The organism is Methylocystis sp. SB2 (assembly GCF_049817085.1).
GTDB classification, from domain to species: domain Bacteria; phylum Pseudomonadota; class Alphaproteobacteria; order Rhizobiales; family Beijerinckiaceae; genus Methylocystis; species Methylocystis rosea.
The window spans coordinates 3,503,778-3,520,246 of sequence record NZ_CP187401.1 but is presented as its reverse complement, the minus strand read 5'-3'; the positions used below and the strand labels follow the sequence as shown (position 1 = coordinate 3,520,246).

General features: G+C 62.9%; 17 protein-coding genes. 6 read left to right on the top strand and 11 right to left on the bottom strand.

The window, feature by feature from the left end:
- The first annotated feature begins 151 nt into the window (after positions 1-151).
- Positions 152-421: a hypothetical protein gene (locus ACPS74_RS17120; protein ID WP_029648487.1), complete on the top strand. Its 270-nt coding sequence runs from the start codon at positions 152-154 to the stop codon at positions 419-421.
- Here the strand turns inward: ACPS74_RS17120 and ACPS74_RS17115 are convergent.
- Both ACPS74_RS17115 and ACPS74_RS17110 read right to left on the bottom strand, forming a co-directional pair.
- Positions 398-1,006, bottom strand: coding sequence for a hypothetical protein (locus ACPS74_RS17115; RefSeq protein ID WP_029648488.1), 609 nt, complete (start codon positions 1,004-1,006; stop codon positions 398-400). The genes ACPS74_RS17120 and ACPS74_RS17115 overlap by 24 nt on opposite strands.
- Positions 1,007-1,192: 186 nt before the next feature.
- Positions 1,193-3,103 carry an ABCB family ABC transporter ATP-binding protein/permease gene (locus tag ACPS74_RS17110; protein ID WP_029648489.1) on the bottom strand — a complete coding sequence of 637 codons (1,911 nt, stop codon included), beginning with the start codon at positions 3,101-3,103 and terminating at the stop codon, positions 1,193-1,195.
- A gap of 111 nt (positions 3,104-3,214) precedes the next feature.
- Here ACPS74_RS17110 and ACPS74_RS17105 point away from each other — a divergent pair, with 111 nt between their 5' ends.
- Positions 3,215-3,811 carry a TIGR00730 family Rossman fold protein gene (locus ACPS74_RS17105; protein WP_051381676.1) on the top strand — a complete coding sequence of 199 codons (597 nt, stop codon included), beginning with the start codon at positions 3,215-3,217 and terminating at the stop codon, positions 3,809-3,811.
- On the opposite strand, the gene cimA is transcribed toward ACPS74_RS17105, so the two are convergent.
- The 5 genes from cimA to cysS form a co-directional block, all read right to left on the bottom strand.
- Positions 3,795-5,444 carry a citramalate synthase gene (cimA, locus tag ACPS74_RS17100; RefSeq protein ID WP_029648491.1) on the bottom strand — a complete coding sequence of 550 codons (1,650 nt, stop codon included), beginning with the start codon at positions 5,442-5,444 and terminating at the stop codon, positions 3,795-3,797. The genes ACPS74_RS17105 and cimA overlap by 17 nt on opposite strands.
- Positions 5,444-5,953 carry a GNAT family N-acetyltransferase gene (locus ACPS74_RS17095; protein ID WP_029648492.1) on the bottom strand — a complete coding sequence of 170 codons (510 nt, stop codon included), beginning with the start codon at positions 5,951-5,953 and terminating at the stop codon, positions 5,444-5,446. Before ACPS74_RS17095 ends, cimA begins: the two co-directional genes overlap by 1 nt.
- Positions 5,953-6,087 (bottom strand): hypothetical protein, encoded by a 135-nt coding sequence (locus ACPS74_RS17090; RefSeq protein WP_018407839.1) that lies wholly within the window; start codon positions 6,085-6,087, stop codon positions 5,953-5,955. Before ACPS74_RS17090 ends, ACPS74_RS17095 begins: the two co-directional genes overlap by 1 nt.
- 219 nt (positions 6,088-6,306) lie before the next feature.
- Positions 6,307-6,660: an endonuclease domain-containing protein gene (locus ACPS74_RS17085; protein ID WP_029648494.1), complete on the bottom strand. Its 354-nt coding sequence runs from the start codon at positions 6,658-6,660 to the stop codon at positions 6,307-6,309.
- A 199-nt stretch (positions 6,661-6,859) separates the two neighbouring features.
- On the bottom strand, positions 6,860-8,305 hold the full coding sequence (gene cysS, locus ACPS74_RS17080; protein WP_029648495.1) for a cysteine--tRNA ligase: 1,446 nt from the start codon (positions 8,303-8,305) through the stop codon (positions 6,860-6,862).
- 261 nt (positions 8,306-8,566) lie between these two features.
- On the opposite strand from cysS, the gene ACPS74_RS17075 reads away from it, so the two are divergent.
- Positions 8,567-8,899, top strand: coding sequence for a hypothetical protein (locus tag ACPS74_RS17075; protein WP_029648496.1), 333 nt, complete (start codon positions 8,567-8,569; stop codon positions 8,897-8,899).
- A 2-nt stretch (positions 8,900-8,901) separates the two neighbouring features.
- Here the strand turns inward: ACPS74_RS17075 and ACPS74_RS17070 are convergent, their stop codons facing one another.
- Positions 8,902-9,420 (bottom strand): CreA family protein, encoded by a 519-nt coding sequence (locus ACPS74_RS17070; RefSeq protein ID WP_029648497.1) that lies wholly within the window; start codon positions 9,418-9,420, stop codon positions 8,902-8,904.
- Between the two features lie 147 nt (positions 9,421-9,567).
- Between ACPS74_RS17070 and ACPS74_RS17065 the strand changes: the two genes are divergently transcribed.
- A complete protein-coding gene (locus ACPS74_RS17065) occupies positions 9,568-9,837 on the top strand; it encodes a hypothetical protein (protein ID WP_157055194.1) in 270 nt (89 codons plus the stop codon).
- A 22-nt stretch (positions 9,838-9,859) separates the two neighbouring features.
- Positions 9,860-10,975 (top strand): DUF2865 domain-containing protein, encoded by a 1,116-nt coding sequence (locus tag ACPS74_RS17060; RefSeq protein WP_239754634.1) that lies wholly within the window; start codon positions 9,860-9,862, stop codon positions 10,973-10,975.
- A gap of 40 nt (positions 10,976-11,015) precedes the next feature.
- On the opposite strand, the gene cckA is transcribed toward ACPS74_RS17060, so the two are convergent.
- On the bottom strand, positions 11,016-13,544 hold the full coding sequence (gene cckA, locus ACPS74_RS17055) for a cell cycle histidine kinase CckA (RefSeq protein ID WP_029648500.1): 2,529 nt from the start codon (positions 13,542-13,544) through the stop codon (positions 11,016-11,018).
- A gap of 252 nt (positions 13,545-13,796) precedes the next feature.
- Here cckA and ACPS74_RS17050 point away from each other — a divergent pair, with 252 nt between their 5' ends.
- Positions 13,797-14,672, top strand: coding sequence for a hypothetical protein (locus ACPS74_RS17050; RefSeq protein ID WP_239754636.1), 876 nt, complete (start codon positions 13,797-13,799; stop codon positions 14,670-14,672).
- A gap of 54 nt (positions 14,673-14,726) precedes the next feature.
- Here the strand turns inward: ACPS74_RS17050 and dksA are convergent, their stop codons facing one another.
- Both dksA and ACPS74_RS17040 read right to left on the bottom strand, forming a co-directional pair.
- On the bottom strand, positions 14,727-15,143 hold the full coding sequence (dksA, locus tag ACPS74_RS17045) for an RNA polymerase-binding protein DksA (RefSeq protein ID WP_029651985.1): 417 nt from the start codon (positions 15,141-15,143) through the stop codon (positions 14,727-14,729).
- Positions 15,144-15,225: 82 nt separating this feature from the next.
- On the bottom strand, positions 15,226-16,437 hold the full coding sequence (locus ACPS74_RS17040) for an NADP-dependent isocitrate dehydrogenase (RefSeq protein WP_029651984.1): 1,212 nt from the start codon (positions 16,435-16,437) through the stop codon (positions 15,226-15,228).
- Between the last annotated feature and the right edge of the window lie 32 nt (positions 16,438-16,469).

Genomic DNA, 16,469 nt, shown 5'->3' with positions numbered 1-16,469 from the left:
GCGCGAGCGCGATCCTCGCCAAGGAGGGCCACTCCTTAGGAGGAGACGCCGCGTATATGAGCACACTCACACTGCCGTTTCCTGTTGGCCAGCGCCGTGGCCGCGCTATCTGCCTCCATAGGGGGCCGCCATGCGTAGAAATCGATCGAGAATGAACAATCTTTTTTCCGACACGCTCAAGATGGGCTTCGTCGCCAATCAGGTCATCGGCTTGCGGCTGATGAAGATCGCGACGGGCGGCGCGCATGGCAAACGCGAAAGCGATTTGATGGTGAGCGAAAAGCTCGAAGCCGCGGCCGAGGCCAGCCTCGCAGCCGCGATGAGCATGGCGACAGGACAACCGCATCGCGCCGCCGAACGCGCGCTCGCCGTCTACACGAAGCGGGTCAATGGCAATCTAACGCGACTGTCGAAGCGCTGACGGAGACGGCTTGCCCTCGCCGAACCGCGTCCGGGGCGTCGCGCGCTTGCGCCGCCACATCGCCAGCGCGGAGCCAGCCCCCACAAGCGAGAGCACGCCGAACGCGGCGGACCATTCAGTCCCCTCGCCCACCGAGAAATCATACTGCCCAATATATTCCTTGGCGCCATCGTCGCTGGTCGCCCTGACGAGAGCGACATAGCTTCCGTCGCTGACGAAATTATGCGTGAAGCTTGTCGTGCCCTTGTCCGCCAAATATTTCTGCGGCGGCAAAACGGCGACGGTGTTGGCGTCGAGATCGTCGCGCCAATCGGCCTGACCGACATTGCGCAGCACGCGGATTTCGATGTTCATGTCGCGCAGCTCGACCTGCCGCGCATCGAGAATGATTATCGTCGGACCGAGCGTCGGCACATGCCGGCAGAAAATCTCGTCGGTCTGATTTTCTTGAAAAGCGCTGAACATCATTTGCGTCGGTCCGACGCTCATCACGCAATGGCGCGGATGTTCCGCCCTGATCTGCGCCTGAGCGATGTTGACGCATACGCAGGCGAGAAGCGCGGCGAGCAGAAGTCTTCCCGACATCGGACCCTCCGGTCATGGCGCGCGAGACGTTCGGCTCGACGCCGTCGACTTGCCGCCAAAAAAGCATCCAAGGCCGCCGCCCCCGATGAATGCGCCAAGCTTTGAAGCTGCCGCCAATCTGGGCTTCGACAAAGAAGCGATCTTGCCAAAGAGCGGCCAGAATTCGCCATCCGAGGCTCGCGTCGCCTATTCCGCCTCCTCCAATTCCTCCCGCTCCGCCTCCAGCAATTTGGCGCGCGCCTCGGCGGCTTCGCGCTGACGGTTCCACATGCCGGCATAATGGCCGCCGAGCGCCAGCAGCGCCTTATGCGTGCCGCGTTCGACGATTCGGCCATGATCGAGAAACAGGATTTCGTCGGCGTCGACGATGGTCGACAGACGATGGGCGATGACGAGCGTCGTGCGGCCGCGCGCGACCCGCCTCAATGCCTCCTGAATTTCATGTTCCGTCAAGCTGTCGAGCGCCGACGTCGCTTCATCTAGGATGAGGATCGGCGGACCTTTGAGAATCGTGCGCGCAATCGCGACGCGCTGCTTTTCGCCGCCGGAAAGCTTCAGGCCGCGCTCGCCGACCTGCGCGCCATAGGCCTCCGGCACGCTCTCGATGAAGCGGTCGATCTGGGCGAGCCGGGCCGCCTCGCGAACCTCTTCGTCGCTTGCGTCCCATCTTCCATAGCGGATGTTGTAGCCGATCGAATCGTTAAACAGCACGGTGTCCTGGGGCACCATGCCGATCGCCGCCCGCAGGCTTTCCTGCGTGACGTCTAGAATATTCTGCCCGTCGATCGTGATGCGGCCGCCTTGCGGCTCGTAGAAACGATACATCAGGCGCGAGATCGTCGATTTTCCCGCGCCGGACGGCCCGACGATCGCGATGGTTTGTCCGGGCTCGGCTTCAAAGCTCACGCCCTTGAGGATCGGCCGGTTCGGCTCGTAGTGGAACACGACATTATCGAAAACGATCCGCCCTTCGCGCACGAGGAGCGGCGTCGCGCCCGGCTTGTCCAAGATCTCGGGGCTCTGCGCCAGGATCGAAAACATCGTTTCGATGTCGATGATCGCCTGCCGCACCTCGCGATAGAAGGTGCCCATGAAATTCAAGGGCTGCGCCAGCTGCCCCATCATCAGGTTGATCAGGACGAAATCGCCCACCGTGTTGCGGCCGGCCTCGATGCCATAGACGCACATCACCATCATGGTGGTGAGGCCGATGATGAAGATCACCGTCTGGCCGGCGTTGAGCACCGCAAGCGAGACATAGGACTGCGTGCTCGCCTGCTCGTAATGGATCATCGATTTGTCGTAACGCTCAGCCTCGCGCCGTTCCGCGCCGAAATATTTGACCGTTTCATAGTTCAGCAGGCTGTCGATCGCCTTCTGATTGGCGTCGGTGTCGCTGTCGTTCATCCTGCGCCGAATGGCGATCCGCCAGTTTGTCGCGAGCGTCGTATAGAGAAAATATCCCGCAAGAGTCGCGACCAGGACAAGCCCATAGCGCCAGCCGAACTGGTAGAGAAAAATGCCCAGGACCAGCGCCATCTCCAGCACTGTCGGGGCGCCCGTCGACATGATGAGGCGCGACAGCGTTTCGATGCCGTTGCGCCCGCGCTCCAGAACGCGCGTCAGTCCGCCGGTCTTTCTGCCGATATGAAATCGCAGCGACAGCTCATGCATATGCACGAAGAGATCTGTCGCCAGGCGACGCACGGCGTGCATCGCCACCGCCGCGAAGATGCCGTCGCGCAACTGCATCAGCACAACCGAAGCGATGCGGATCGCGCCCATCATCAAAGTAAAAAAGACCGCCGCGGCTGCGAGCTTCCCCGCCACGCCTGGGCCACCCTCCGCAAGCGCGTCCGTCGCCCATTTGAAAGCGTATGGCGTCGCCGCGTTAAACAGTTTGCTGACGACGAGCAGCGCAAAAACCGCGGCGACCCGAAGCTCGAGATCGCGGCGACCGCGCGGCCAGATGTAGGGCCACAAATGCCGTATCGTCTTGAAAAGAGACGATTCCGACAACTGCTGTTCGTTAATGGGCTGAGGCGCGGCGTCTTCCGCATCGATTGCGCTTGATTCGCCTTGATCAGGATTCAGCATAGGTCTCCGATTGAATGGGCCGCCGTCGCGACGTTTTGCGTCATATATGAGTTTTAGAAGGAATGCGCACCCCAAGCCGCAGCGCGGCGATAGCGCTGCAAGAGAATGCACATGCGAGAAATTAAGAACGTTTGCGTCTATTGCGGCTCCTCGATCGGCGCCGATCCGCGTTACACAGCGGCGGCGCGCGCGCTGGGCGCGGCCCTTGCCCGCGCTGGCGTCGGCCTCGTTTATGGCGGCGGGGCCATCGGCTTAATGGGCGTTTTGGCGAAGGCCACGGTCGCCGCCGGCGGCGTTGTCACCGGGATTATTCCCGAGTTCCTGGACCGAAGGGAGATTCCCTTCACGGGCGCGACGGAACTCGTCGTCGTCGACGACATGCACACGCGCAAGCGCCTGATGTTCGAACGATCCGACGCCTTCATCGCGCTGCCTGGCGGGGTCGGTACTTTGGAGGAGCTGACCGAGCAGCTGACCTGGATTCAGCTCGGCCGCCACACCAAGCCTCTGGTCATCGCCGACATCGGCGGCTTCTGGCGTCCGCTGCTGTCGCTTTTCGCTCATATGCGGAACGAGGAGTTCTTCGGCGAAGTCGATAACGTGCGCTATCTCGTGGCCGAACGCGTCGAAGACATTCTGCCGATGATTTTCGCGGCGGTCCGCCATTCTCCAGACATCAGCGAGACGGCGATCACTGAGCGGCTTTAGCGGTTCGACGGTCATTGCGCTCGACTGACACCAGCAGCTTGTAGTTGATCGCGTCGACGAGCGCCTCGAAGGACGCGTCGATGACATTGGCCGAAACGCCGACCGTGGACCACCGCTCACCCTCGCCGTCGGCGCATTCTACGAGAACGCGCGTCACTGCGTCGGTGCCGCCCTGGAACACGCGAACACGATAATCGACGAGCCGAACGTCATCGATGAAGCGTTGATAGGCGCCAAGATCCTTGCGTAGCGCGAGATCGAGGGCGTTGACGGGGCCGTTGCCTTCCGCGGCGGAAATCCGGCTCTCGCCATCCACATTGATCTTGACGATCGCCTCGGCGCCCTGGTCCTCAAAGCCGCCATTCCTGGCGAAGCGCCGATCCACCGCGACGCTGTAGCGTTCAATGTCGAAGAAATGCGGCGCCTCGCCGAGCACGCGCTTCGCCAGAAGAAAGAACGAGGCGTCGGCGCCCTCATAGGCGTAGCCTTGCGCTTCCTTCTCCTTCACCTCATCGAGAAGTCGCGCCAGACGTGGATCGTCCTTGTCGAGGACGACGCCCAATCGGCCAAGCTCGGCCGCGATATTCGAGCGCCCCGCCTGATCGGACACGAGGACGCGCCGCACATTGCCGACCGATTCTGGCGTGACATGTTCGTACGTGCGCGGATCGGTCAGCACGGCCGAGGCGTGGATGCCGGCCTTGGTCGCAAAGGCGCTGGCGCCGACATAGGGCGCATGGCGGTTGGGCGCGCGGTTGAGAAGCTCGTCGAGCGCATGGCTCACGCGCGTCAGATGCGTCAGCTTCTCCTGCGTCACGCCGATCTCGAAGCGCTCGGAAAATTCGCCTTTCAGCAACAACGTCGGGATGATCGTGGTGAGATTGGCGTTGCCGCAGCGTTCGCCAAGACCGTTGAGCGTGCCCTGGATCTGCCGCGCGCCGGCGCGCACGGCGGCAAGCGAATTCGCCACCGCCTGCCCCGTATCGTCGTGGCAATGCACGCCGACGCGGTCTCCTGGAATCTGCTTGACGACCTCCGCGACGATGCGCTCGACCTCGTGCGGCAGCGTGCCGCCATTGGTGTCGCAGAGGACCACCCAGCGCGCGTCCGCGTCATAGGCGGCCTTGGCGCAGGCCAGCGCATAGTCCGGATTCGCCTTGAAACCATCAAAGAAATGCTCGCAGTCGACCGTGACTTCCTTTCCGCGCGCGACGGCGGCGTTTACGGATTGCGTCACGCTTGCGAGATTGTCTTCTTCCGTGGAGCGCAAGGCGACGCGAACCTGAAAGTCCCAGCTCTTGGCGACGAAGGTGACGACGTCGGCGCTGCTGTCGAGCAGCGCCGCGACGCCCGGATCATTCTCGACCGAGCGGCCCTGACGCCGCGTCATGCCAAAGGCGGCGAAGCGCGCGCGCAGTTTCGGACGCTGCGCAAAAAATTCCGTGTCGAGGGGATTGGCGCCGGGATAGCCGCCTTCGATGTAGTCGATTCCGATCTCGTCCAGCATGGCGGCGATCTGACGCTTGTCGTCGAGCGAAAAATCGACGCCCGTCGTCTGCGCGCCGTCGCGCAGCGTCGTGTCGTATAGCGTCAGCCGTTCCTTGGCCGAATCCTTGGCCCGTTCCTTGGCCATCAATGCGCTCTCCCGGCGGCCTGGACCGCCAACTCCTTGGTCATCGTGGTATTGCCGAGCCATTGGCCGGCGACCGTTTTCATATTGCGCGTCGTCGCCACATAGCCGCGCGCCGCGAAAAAGTCCTGCGCCGCGTCGGAGGCCTCGACCGTCAGAAGTGTCGTCCCGCGCGCGGCCGCGAGTTTTTCAATCGCCTCCGCCAGCGCCGACCCGACGCCCTTGCGCGCCATGTCGGGCCGCACATAGAGCATGTCGAATATCTTGTTGTCGCGCAGCGCAGCGAAGCCGGCGATGTTCCCGTCGACGAGCGCGACGATGGTCAGCGCATCCGCGAGGCGCGACGCGAAGGCCGCCTCGTCATCAGCCGCGGACGCCCAAGCCTCGCGCTGCGCATCGTCATAGTCATCGGCCGCAAGCGCCTCGACGCTGGCGCGAAAGAGCGCCGCGAGCGTCGCGGCGTCTGTGGCAAGAAACGGCCGCAGACCGGGCGTTTGCGCGCTGCGCGCCATCACATGATCTCGAAGGCGCGCAGCAGATGCCACGCGATGAAGGCGGCGAGCGCCAGCACGATCAGCTTGAAGGCGAGATAGAGCGCCCAGTGGCGCTTGAAGGGAAGCGTCTTTTTCCAGTCATCATTGGACATAGGATATCCCCTTCTGTTCACCACCCGGTTCGCTTTGCGAACCACCACTCTCCCCCGTCGAGGGAGGGACCGACCTTGCATCAGCTAAACGCACAACTTCATGCAAAATGCCTCGCATGAGCGCTTGATCGCTACGCCGAGGCGCGCCGTTCTGATCCCTCCCCCTCGCGGGGAGGGTGGCGCGCGAAGCGCGCCGGGTGGGGGAGACGCCAGCGCTTCTCATGACGCCTCCCGCATATGTTCCTTCGCTCGGGCGATGATGGTCTCCACGACGCCGATCAGGTTGGCGTCGATCTCGTGATTCCAGAAGCGCAGCACATGAAAGCCGTTCGCTCGAAAAATCGCGTCGCGCTTGGCGTCGCGGCGAAGACCCTTATCCTCTCCATGCTGCGCGCCGTCAGCTTCCACTATCAACCGATACTTGTAACAAACAAAATCGAGCACATAGCCTTCAAGCGGAACTTGGCGGCGGAAATGAAGTCCCTGCGGACGCAGCAGGCGCAATTGCGACCACAGCTTCACCTCTTGCGGCGTCATGTTTTTGCGCAATTCGCGCGCGCGAGGGCTGGCCATGTCCGTCACCCCACCCGGTTCGCTTCGCGAACCACCCTCCCCGTCAAGGGGAGGGATGGGCCTGCATCAGGAAAACGCGAGATTTCAAAGGCCACGCCAGGCATGAATGATTCATCGCTACGCCGGGTCGCGCCGTTCCCATCCCTCCCCCTTGCGGGGAGGGTGGCGCGCGCAGCGCGCCGGGTGGGGGAAAGCGCGCTCACCGCTTCACCTCCCAGGTCGTCGTGCCGTCCTTATTGTCCTTGAGGGCGATGCCCATAGCGGCGAGTTCGTCGCGGATGCGGTCGGACTCGGCCCAGTTTTTTGACGCGCGAGCAGCGTTGCGGGAGGCAATTAAGAAATCGACCTTTTCAGCTTCATCTTCATCGACCTCAACTGTATTCCAAGCCGAATTAAATATGCCGTCTAAACCCAGCGCTTCGAGACAGAAACGCAGTTTTCCTGCCGAAACCATTATCTCTTCGGGCGGAGCTAACCGGCCCTCCCCCAGGAGAGAGAATCCAGCAATTACACCCGTATGCGTGAGGCCATGCATTTGAGCGATAGCGTCCGGCGTGTTTAAATCATCAGCTAATGCATTGAGGAAGAGCAGATGCACAATGGGCTCTGACGAACGAGAGGCGAAATCCCGCCACCGTTCCAGCGTCTTTTCCGCCTCCTCGAGCGCCTTCACGGTCCAATCGATCGGCTGGCGGTAATGCGTGCGTAGCATCGCCAGCCGCAGCACTTCGCCGGGCCACTTCCGCCCGCCAAACTTCTCCGTGTGCAGCAGCTCGTGGATCGTCACGAAATTCCCCAGGCTCTTGGACATTTTCTCGCCCTCGACCTGCAGGAAGCCATTATGCATCCAGTAATTCGCCATCACGTCGCGCCCAAAAGCGCAGCAGCTTTGCGCGATCTCGTTTTCGTGATGCGGAAAGACGAGATCAATGCCGCCGCCGTGAATGTCGAAGGTTTCGCCAAGATGCGCGGCTGACATTGCTGAACATTCGATATGCCAGCCGGGGCGTCCCCTGCCCCAGGGACTTTGCCAACCCGGCTCATCGTCCTTCGACGGTTTCCACAGCACGAAATCCATGTCGCCGCGCTTATAGGGCGCGACATCGACGCGCGCGCCAGCAATCATTTCGTCGAGCGGACGCCTCGACAGTCGTCCGTAGGTGGGCATGGACGTCACATCAAAAAGCACATGACGATCTTCAACATATGCATGACCCGAATCGAGCAAGCGCTGAATCAATCGAACCATGTCGATCTGCTTGTCGTCGTTCTGGATGTAATCTGTTGCGCGCGGCTCGATGGTCGGATTCAAACATCCAAGAGCGCGAACGTCCTCGTGGAATATGTCGATGGTCTTATCGGTCAGTTCGCGAATGGAAATCCCGCGCTCGAACGCCCGTGCGTTGATCTTGTCGTCGACGTCGGTGATGTTGCGCACGTATGTGACATGCTCGGCGCCGTAGAGATGGCGCAACAAGCGAAACAACACGTCGAAAACGATGAGCGGCCTGGCGTTGCCGATATGCGCGTAGTCGTAGACCGTCGGTCCGCAGACATACATGCGCACATGCGCGGGATCGATCGGACGGAATTCCTCCTTCGTCCGGCTCAGCGTATTGTAGATTTTCAGCGCAGGCGTCGACATGAATTTCCCCGCAAGGCCGCCGGCCGGGGCGTCGCTTCATGTCGTTTGGAGAGACGTGACGGCTCCGGCCAGCGTGATCGCTAGCTGATGATGGTCTTCCGACAAATGGTGAGCCGAAGCGTCATGGCGGCGACCATGCGCTAAAGCGCGCCGCCGCGTCAAGCGCGAGCCTCTGCCGAGCGGCGGGCGATTTAACTCGGGTTTTACCGCTATGCGCTAGGTCTGCGGCAGGCTGTCGGGGTCGCGTGGGGCTAGTTCGTCATGTGGAAATATGAGGCGCCGTTCGGGCGGCGCGCGTTTGCGTCGCTACTTGCAGGAATGTGGATCGGCGTCGGCGACGCCTGCGCCGCGCGGGCCGAAGCGAGCGCGAGCGCCGCCTATGTTATCGCCGATCAGGAGGGATACGGCCTGACGGAATGCCTCACGCGTAAGGCGGATTGCGGCAAGATCGTCGCCGACTCCTGGTGTGCGGCGCATGGCCATGGCGCGGCCAGAGCTTTTGGCCGCGCCGACGATGTGACCGCCTCGATCGACGTAAGCGCGGCGCGCGCCTCGATCGAGCCGGACGCCGCGGTGGTCGCCTGCGTCGATTAGCGTCAGTTAAGAAAATCTCCGCACTTCGGAATTTCGTTCTGGCCGGCCCAGGGCTGAATGGCGAGGGTCGAGGTCGAGCTTTCGGGCGAGCCTTCGACGAGCTTGTCGGAATAGACCATGTAGATCAGCACATTGCGCTTCGCATCGCAGCCGCGAACGATATGCATGCGCTTGAACAGCAGCGACCGCCGCTCGCTGAACGCCGTATCGCCCTGGCTGAACTTCTCCTTGAATTTGATCGGGGCATATTGCCGGCAGGCGAGCGAAACCTCCGACGACTGCTCCGCCACGCCGAACATGCCGGCGACGCCGCCTTTTTCATGCGCCGTATAGTAGCAGACGACGCCGTCGATCACCGGGTCGTCGATTCCGTAGGTCGCGAGCTTGTCGTTCGGGGTGAGGAGCTTGAAATCGACCGATTTGCGGAAAATGAGATCCGGCCCACTCTGCGCAAAGGCGGGCGCGGCGCCGAAACAAAGAAAGGCTGTCGAAATCAGAGCCAGCAATTTGGAACGCTTCATATCGGCAACCTCCTGGATCACGCTGCCTTTGGGCGGAATCGCCCAGAGGCGGATAACATGATCAATCTCGAAAGCTTAGAGCGCGCTCTGTGAGAAAAACCGAATCCGCTTTTCCGCGAGCGGCGCTCTAGCGACGCCGTTGCCGATATGGGCGAAGCCGCACGGCAAGGGAAGGGCTTCGGCCCTGGGCGAGACAAAAAATTCGACGCGCGCAATCGGGCTGGCGGCGTCGTCCGGCGCCTTGTTGCCGACATGATGGGCGCGATTAATCGAGCGACGTTTGATCCGCGGCCCGGATTGGTGAAAATGGCGCGATTCGTCGCAAGCGACGCGCGCCGGAACATCAGTCGCCAAGCGATCGCCCAAGCGTTTCTTGGCTTCTTACCAGAGTGTGAAGAGAGCCAAAAACTTCAATGAGGCCGCGACCATAAAGCCCTTTTTGACGAAATGCGCCTTCAGGCGGACGAAACTGGCGGTCGCCGCCGGCGTCGCGTTCGGCCTCCTCGCCGTTTCGCCGGCAGCAGGGGAAAGTCCCTACTGTACGGAGTTGCGCGCGCAGATCGCCCGCGCCAGCGCCGGCGGCAGCGCGGGGAGGTATCAGGCCGCGGCCGCCAAGCAGCGCGGAGAATACGCCCGCGTCGCGGCGCGCGCTCGCGCGCTCGGCTGCGACCGTGGACAATTCCTGTTCTTCGGCGATCCGCCGCCGCCTCAGTGCGGACCAATCAACGCCCAGCTCAACCAACTCTCTGGCGCCGTCGCCGCCTATGATCGGGCGAGCGCCGACGAGGGCGGCCAGCGTCAGGCGCTTGCCGCCCGCTACGAGGCTGAATGCCGCAATCCGCAGGCGGCGCAAGCGCGCGTTGCACGACCGCGCAATTTCTTTGAAGAGCTGTTTGGCGTCGCGCCCGATGAAAGCCCGGGCGCGCGCGGCATGCCCGTCGTTCCGGATGCGGAACTGGAGGAGGAGCCTTCAGACGGGAAGCCGCGCGGGGGTCCAATGGCGATCTGCGTGCGCACCTGCGACGGCGGGTTTTTCCCCATCACCTATTCGGCGCGCAGCTCCAATCTCGACGATCTCGCGACGATGTGCCGAGCGCTGTGTCCCAACGCCGAGGTGAAACTCTATACGGCGTCGCAATCGAAGGTGCTCAGTTCGGCCCTTTCGATCGACGGCGAGGCTTATTCCGACCATCCCAACGCGCATAAATTCGAGACGACCTATGATCCGTCCTGCGGCTGCAAGCCGCCGGGGCAGTCGTGGGCCGAGGCGCTCGTCGAAGCCGAGCGACTCATCGCCGAGCGCCATGCGAAGGATCAGGTCGTCACCGCGGAGCAGGCCGAGCAATTGTCGCGCGCGCTGCCGCCCGGCGTTGCGCGCGGTCGGAAAGCGAAAGGCGCCGCAGCGACGCCAGAGCCGACGAAGACGCCAGAACCCGCGGCGCAGGCGCAGCCCAGCGCCGATGACGGCGCGGCCGCTGCGCCGGAAACCTATCGCGAAGTCATCGGACCTGACGGGATCAAGCGCCGCATGCGGGTCGTCGCGCCGGCGTTGTGAACCTCATCCCCTCGCTTTAGTTCTCCGAGTTCTCCGCCGCTCAGGGCATATGCGCCTTGACCGTCTCGATCAGCTGTTTGATCGAGAACGGCTTCGCCAGAAAACCAAAATCGCCCTCGGGAAGGTTTTTGGCGAAGGCCTCTTCGGCATAGCCGGAAACGAAGATCACCTTCGCCGCGACGCCGCGCTTGCGCAGTTCGGCGAACATCGCGGGGCCGTCCATCTCCGGCATCACCACGTCGGAGACGATGAGATCGATCTTGCCGTCGACGCGCTCGACGACCTCGAGCGCCTCCATGCCCGTCGCGGCTTCGAGCACCGTGAAGCCGCGCGAACTTAAGGCGCGTGCGCCGATCGAGCGCACCGAATCCTCGTCTTCGACGAGGAGAACCACGCCCTGTCCTGTATAGTCCGCAGCGACCTTGGGCGTATCGGCCTTCTGCGACGTCTCCTTCTCCTCCGGCACGTAGCGCGGCAGGAAAATGCGGAAAACCGTGCCCCGCCCGATCTCGCTGTCGACGGAGATGAAGCCGCCCGACTGCTTGACGATGCCGAACACCGTCGAAAGCCCAAGGCCCGTGCCTTTGCCGACCTCCTTCGTCGTGAAGAAGGGTTCGAAGATCTTTTCTTTCACATCGGCGGGAATGCCGCTGCCCGAGTCCTCGACCTCGACCAGCACATAATCCGCCGCGGGCAGCGCCGCCTCATTGAAGGCGGCGCATTCCGAAGCGGCGACATTGCGCGTGCGGATCTGCACCCGTCCGCCTGACTCCAGCATGGCGTCGCGCGCGTTGACGACGAGATTGATGATCACCTGTTCGAACTGGGTGATGTCGGCCTTTACGAACCAGAGATCGCGGCCAAGACGCAGTTCGAGCTCGTTCTTTTCGCCGACGACGCGGCGCAGCAGATTCTGCACTTCGGAGAGCGCGTCGCCGAGCTGCAGGACTTGCGGACGCAGCGTCTGCCGCCGAGAGAAGGCGAGCAGCTGCCGCGTCAGCCCTGCCGCGCGATTGGCGGTTTCCTTGATCTGGCGAATGTCGCGGAAGGCGGGGTCGGTCGGCCGGTGGCTGGAGAGCAGCAGATCCGAATAGCCGATGATCGCCGTCAGCATATTGTTGAAGTCATGCGCGATGCCGCCGGCGAGCTGTCCGACCGCATTCATCTTCTGTGACTGCGCGAACTCCTCCTGCAGCTTGCGCTGCTCGGTCGTGTCGAGCGCATAGACCATCGCGCCCTTCTTGCCGGCGTCCTCGGCGGAAGAGACGAAGAACCGCGCCGAACGCGTCGCCGCGCCGGCGGCGTCTTCCTCGAACACGACATTGATCGGGCGCACTTCGCCTTTGCCTTCGATCGCGTCTTCGATCGCGGCGCGCAGGGCGGCGCCGTCGCGTTCGCCGAGCCCCGTCAGCACCGACCATGGCGCCGCGGCTTGTCCCTGGCCCGACTTCAGCGCCTGCGGCAGCAATTTCGCGAAGGCCGCGTTCGACGTTAGCACGCGGCCCTCGCCGTCCAGCGTCGCCATCGCCATCGGCGTCGAGTTGAAGAAGCGCGCGAAACGCACCTCGGCCGCGCGCAAATTCTCTTCCGGCTGTTCGCCAGAGGCGCGGTTGAGCACCAGGGTGCGCGAGGGGCCGGATTCGCCGTCCTGGCCGAAAGCGACCTGGTGCAGCAGCCTGACAGGCAGCGACTTGCCGTTGCGGCATCGCAGGTCGAGATCGATCTGCTCGGTGCGCACGTCGCCCGGCGCGCCCGACATCGCGGCGAGAAGCGCCGCGCCGCTATGGGCGACGATGGAGGACAGCGTCGCGCCGCCAGATCCGACCTGCGTGAGATCGTAGCCCAGCCATCCGGCGAGCGTTTTGTTCATATAAGAGACGGCGCCGTCCGGACTCGCGGAAAAAAAACCGGCCGGCGCGTGATCAAGAAAATCGATCGCGTGCTGGAGCTCCTGGAAGACGTTCTCCTGCCGCTGTCGATCGGCCGTCACGTCGGCCACCGCCCATAGACATAAGCGCCCGCCCGACGTCGTCGGCAGCGGCCGAACGCGGATTCGGTACCAGCCGACTGCGCCCTGCCCCGACAGCGGCGGCGAAAGCCGCAGATCTTCGCTATGCGAAACGCCGCCGCGCGCCGCCTGGACCAGTCTATAGATCGCCTCCGAGACCTCGGGCGGCCCTGAGAACAGCCGCTCGACCAGCTGAACGCCGGAAGCGTCCTTCGCGTCGCACATCGCCGTATAGGCTTCGTTGGCGTAGACGATGCGCGCATCGCCTCTGGTGACGAGCAGCCCTTCGCCGGATGTGTCGGCGATGAGTTTCGTGACGTCGTTGCCCGCGACTCGGCCGGAGAAGTGAATCAATCCGACCGCATAGGCGAAGAGAAAAAAGATTCCGGCGACGCCGAAAACAGCGAGCGCCAAAATGGTGACTCGCGGCGCGAGGTCCGAAGGCGTCAGGTAATAGGCGGCGACGCCTGCGACCAACGCGATGACCAGGGCGAGCGTCAATCCCACGTTCGCGGGCCGCTCGCTGCGTCCCAAGGCGGCCGCTTCGGTCCTGTCGCTCATTTCTTAACCACCCGCGTCATATATCGCCGATCGCGACGGCCATGCTGACGCCGGCGCGCCGATTATTACTCTGCCGACGCTTACAGAATCATCTAAAACAATGGCTGTGAACGCCAATAATAGCAACGCCGGACGTCGGAAGGGCACTGATTCATCAAACATTAACCATTCATTAACCTTTTTTCGGCGCTTGCCATGAAAGCTGTTAATTTGGCAAGGTTCACGCGCGTTCGAACGAGAGACTAGCCGTTCATGCCCGATAAATTCACTCAACTGCTGCCGGCGCTCGCGGCGCTCGTTGCGTTCCTCGTCGCTGCGGTGCTGCTGCTCTATATTTTCCGTCTGTTGTTCGGACGCCGCCTCCGTTCGCCCGGAGGCCGCAATCGCGCGCGCCGGCTGGACGTCGTCGATGTCTATGACCTCGACCGCGAGCGCCAGCTCGTCATTGTGCGGCGCGACAATATCGAACATCTGCTCCTGATCGGCGGCCCCAACGACATCCTCGTCGAAGCGACGATCAACCGGCTCGAAGGCGCGGTCAGCCGCGGACCCGAGCAGCGCCCCGGAGCGCCGGCCGCGGCCAACTGGCCTGCCGAGCCTTCGGCTCCGCCTCGAGAGCTAGAAGCGCCGCTGCCGAAACCCGCAGCGGCGGGCGCCGTCAATCTGCCGCCCGACCTCTTCGCGCCGGCGCCCACGCGGCCTGCTGCGCCGCCGCCTCCTCCGCCGGCCGGACCAAGAGTTTCAAGTCCGGCCGCCCAGCCGCAGCGCCCGGCTCCGCCCCGCTCGCCGACGCCGCCTTTCCTTGCGCGCGCTCAGCAGCGGCTGGCGCCCAAGCCCGCGCCGGCGCCTGAAGCAGCGGCCCCAGCGCCGCCGCCTCCGCCGCCCGCAGCTCCTCCGAGGCCGGCAGAACCCCCGCCGGCGCCAAGGCCTGCAGCGCCACCGCCGCCTCCCGCTCCGCCGCCGGCCGCCGCGAGACCTGCAGCGCCTCCGCCTGCGCCCCCGCCGCCGCCCAAGCCTGCGGCGCCGCCGCCTCCCCCGCCGCCGGCGGCTCCGGCCGACGTGGATCCGCTGGACTCGCTTGAGGCGGAGATGGCGCGGCTGCTCGGCCGCTCGGATCAGAAGGAATGAAAAAGGGCGTCGCCAGCGGCGACGCCCTTCACTTTTCCCCCGAAGGTTTCGGACTTAATCGTCTCGATAGACTTTTTCGCGCCGTTCGTGACGCTCCTGCGCCTCGATCGACAGTGTCGCGATCGGACGGGCGTCGAGGCGCTTGAGGGAGATCGGCTCCCCCGTTTCCTCGCAATAGCCGTAACTGCCGTCGTCGAGGCGCGTCAGCGCCGCGTCGATTTTAGCGATGAGCTTGCGTTGCCGGTCGCGCGCGCGCAGTTCGATGGCGCGATCGGTTTCGGACGACGCGCGATCTGCAAGATCAGGATGGTTTTCGTTTTCACTCTGCAAAGTGGCGAGCGTTTCGCGACTCTCTTGCAGAATGTCCTCCTTCCAAGCCAGCAGTTTGCGCCGGAAATATTCGCGCTGCCGATCGCACATGAAGGGTTCGTCTTCGGAAGGCTTATACGTTTCTTCCAGATCCACCGCCATCTCGCGAATCCTTAATTGGCCTATAGGCGACGCCTATATAGCCGCGACGGGCGCCACATACAATCATTCCCCGCGCCGCCGCTCACTCCATGGCTCTGCGCAGATTTTCGTCGATCTTGTCCAGGAACCCTGTCGTCGACAGCCATTTCTGATTGCAGCCGACAAGCAAGGCCAGATCCTTGGTCATGAAGCCCGACTCGACGGTCGCGACGCACACTTCTTCGAGGGTGCGGGCAAAACGGACCAGATCCTCGTTCCCATCGAGCTTGCCGCGATGCGCGAGCGCGCGCGTCCAGGCAAAAATCGAAGCGATCGAATTCGTCGAGGTCTCGTGGCCCTTCTGATGCTCGCGATAATGGCGCGTCACCGTGCCGTGAGCGGCTTCGGCCTCGACGGTCTTGCCGTCGGGCGTCATGAGCACGCTCGTCATCAGGCCGAGCGAACCGAAGCCCTGCGCCACCGTGTCGGATTGAACGTCGCCGTCGTAATTCTTGCACGCCCAGATGTAGCCCCCCGACCATTTGAGCGCCGAGGCGACCATATCGTCGATCAGACGATGCTCGTAGGTGAGGCCAAGCGCCTGGAATTTCGATTTGAACTCGGCGTCGTAAATCTCCTGGAACAGATCTTTGAATCGGCCGTCATAGGCCTTCAGAATCGTGTTCTTGGTCGAGAGATAGACCGGATATCTGCGCGTGAGCCCGTAGTTGAACGTGGCGCGCGCGAACTCGCTGATCGACTCGTCAAGATTGTACATCGCCAGCGCGACGCCGGAGCCAGGAAAGTTGAAGACTTCCTTCTCGATGACGTCGCCGTCGACGCCTTCGAATTTGATCGTCAGACGGCCTTTGCCCGGCACTTTGAAGTCAGTGGCCTTATATTGATCGCCGAATGCATGGCGCCCGACGATGATCGGCTGCGTCCATCCCGGCACCAATCGCGGCACGTTCCTGCAGATGATCGGCTCGCGGAAGATGACGCCGCCCAAAATGTTGCGGATCGTGCCGTTCGGCGATTTCCACATCTCCTTGAGCTGGAATTCCTTCACGCGCGCCTCATCGGGCGTGATCGTCGCGCATTTCACCCCGACGCCATGCTCCTTGATGGCGTAGGCCGCGTCGACCGTCACCTGATCGTTCGTGGCGTCGCGATTTTGAATCGAGAGATCGTAATAAAGGAGATCGACGTCGAGATAGGGCCGAATGAGCTTTTCTTTGATGGCGGCCCAGATGATGCGGGTCATTTCGTCGCCGTCGAGTTCGACGACAGGATTCGCAACCTTGATCTTCCGCATGCATCCGCTCCTCTGTGCCGCGCGCCTTATAG

Excerpts from the sequence above, each read along its gene's own strand:
- ACPS74_RS17120 (WP_029648487.1), top strand. The coding sequence starts at position 152 with ATGAACAATCTTTTTTCCGACACGCTCAAGATGGGCTTCGTCGCCAAT.
- ACPS74_RS17115 (WP_029648488.1), bottom strand. The coding sequence starts at position 1,006 with ATGTCGGGAAGACTTCTGCTCGCCGCGCTTCTCGCCTGCGTATGCGTC.
- ACPS74_RS17110 (WP_029648489.1), bottom strand. The coding sequence starts at position 3,103 with ATGCTGAATCCTGATCAAGGCGAATCAAGCGCAATCGATGCGGAAGAC.
- ACPS74_RS17105 (WP_051381676.1), top strand. The coding sequence starts at position 3,215 with ATGCGAGAAATTAAGAACGTTTGCGTCTATTGCGGCTCCTCGATCGGC.
- cimA (WP_029648491.1), bottom strand. The coding sequence starts at position 5,444 with ATGGCCAAGGAACGGGCCAAGGATTCGGCCAAGGAACGGCTGACGCTA.
- ACPS74_RS17095 (WP_029648492.1), bottom strand. The coding sequence starts at position 5,953 with ATGGCGCGCAGCGCGCAAACGCCCGGTCTGCGGCCGTTTCTTGCCACA.
- ACPS74_RS17090 (WP_018407839.1), bottom strand. The coding sequence starts at position 6,087 with ATGTCCAATGATGACTGGAAAAAGACGCTTCCCTTCAAGCGCCACTGG.
- ACPS74_RS17085 (WP_029648494.1), bottom strand. The coding sequence starts at position 6,660 with ATGGCCAGCCCTCGCGCGCGCGAATTGCGCAAAAACATGACGCCGCAA.
- cysS (WP_029648495.1), bottom strand. The coding sequence starts at position 8,305 with ATGTCGACGCCTGCGCTGAAAATCTACAATACGCTGAGCCGGACGAAG.
- ACPS74_RS17075 (WP_029648496.1), top strand. The coding sequence starts at position 8,567 with ATGTGGAAATATGAGGCGCCGTTCGGGCGGCGCGCGTTTGCGTCGCTA.
- ACPS74_RS17070 (WP_029648497.1), bottom strand. The coding sequence starts at position 9,420 with ATGAAGCGTTCCAAATTGCTGGCTCTGATTTCGACAGCCTTTCTTTGT.
- ACPS74_RS17065 (WP_157055194.1), top strand. The coding sequence starts at position 9,568 with ATGGGCGAAGCCGCACGGCAAGGGAAGGGCTTCGGCCCTGGGCGAGAC.
- cckA (WP_029648500.1), bottom strand. The coding sequence starts at position 13,544 with ATGAGCGACAGGACCGAAGCGGCCGCCTTGGGACGCAGCGAGCGGCCC.
- ACPS74_RS17050 (WP_239754636.1), top strand. The coding sequence starts at position 13,797 with ATGCCCGATAAATTCACTCAACTGCTGCCGGCGCTCGCGGCGCTCGTT.
- dksA (WP_029651985.1), bottom strand. The coding sequence starts at position 15,143 with ATGGCGGTGGATCTGGAAGAAACGTATAAGCCTTCCGAAGACGAACCC.
- ACPS74_RS17040 (WP_029651984.1), bottom strand. The coding sequence starts at position 16,437 with ATGCGGAAGATCAAGGTTGCGAATCCTGTCGTCGAACTCGACGGCGAC.